The organism is Providencia sp. 2023EL-00965 (assembly GCF_033550225.1).
GTDB lineage: Bacteria > Pseudomonadota > Gammaproteobacteria > Enterobacterales > Enterobacteriaceae > Providencia > Providencia manganoxydans.
In genome coordinates this window covers 1-609 of record NZ_JAWUEH010000055.1, presented here as the reverse complement: position 1 = coordinate 609, position 609 = coordinate 1, and the positions used below count along the sequence as shown (strand labels likewise).

Annotated in this window: 1 tRNA gene and 2 rRNA genes; all 3 read right to left on the bottom strand. The window is 47.8% G+C overall.

Features of this window, described 5'->3' with window-relative positions:
• Nucleotides 1–103 (bottom strand): 23S ribosomal RNA (locus SC428_RS22135); the annotation flags it as partial.
• 242 nt (nt 104–345) lie between these two features.
• Nucleotides 346–421 (bottom strand) — tRNA-Glu (locus tag SC428_RS22130).
• 85 nt (nt 422–506) lie between these two features.
• Nucleotides 507–609, bottom strand: a 16S ribosomal RNA gene (locus SC428_RS22125); the annotation flags it as partial.

The following is a 609-nucleotide window of genomic DNA, read 5'->3' as shown; positions in this document are numbered from 1 at the left end:
TATAACGGTTCATATCACCTTACCGACGCTTATCGCAGATTAGCACGTCCTTCATCGCCTCTGATTGCCTAGGCATCCACCGTGTACGCTTAGTCGCTTAACCTCACAACCCGAAGGTGTCTTTTCTATCAGTCGACACGAAACCCGACGGTTTCTGCCTGTTGACGACATCTTCAAGTTGAGATTTTTGAGAGACTCTCACATTGTTTAAGCGATAAACAATGTGCGTTATTTTCAATTTTCAGCTTGTTCCAGATTGTTAAAGAGCATAATTGTTAAACCCACTACACTGTAATGGGCTTAATCATTATTGGGGTATCGCCTTTCACTCGATGACCGGCGCATTGGCGTCCCCTAGGGGATTCGAACCCCTGTTACCGCCGTGAAAGGGCGGTGTCCTAGGCCTCTAGACGAAGGGGACATCAGTCTCTGCTTCGCAGACGCGCTTGCTGCTCTACTTTCTATCAGACAATCTGTGTGAGCACTTCACAAAAACACTTCAATGGTAAGGAGGTGATCCAACCGCAGGTTCCCCTACGGTTACCTTGTTACGACTTCACCCCAGTCATGAATCACAAAGTGGTAAGCGCCCTCCCGAAGGTTAAGCTA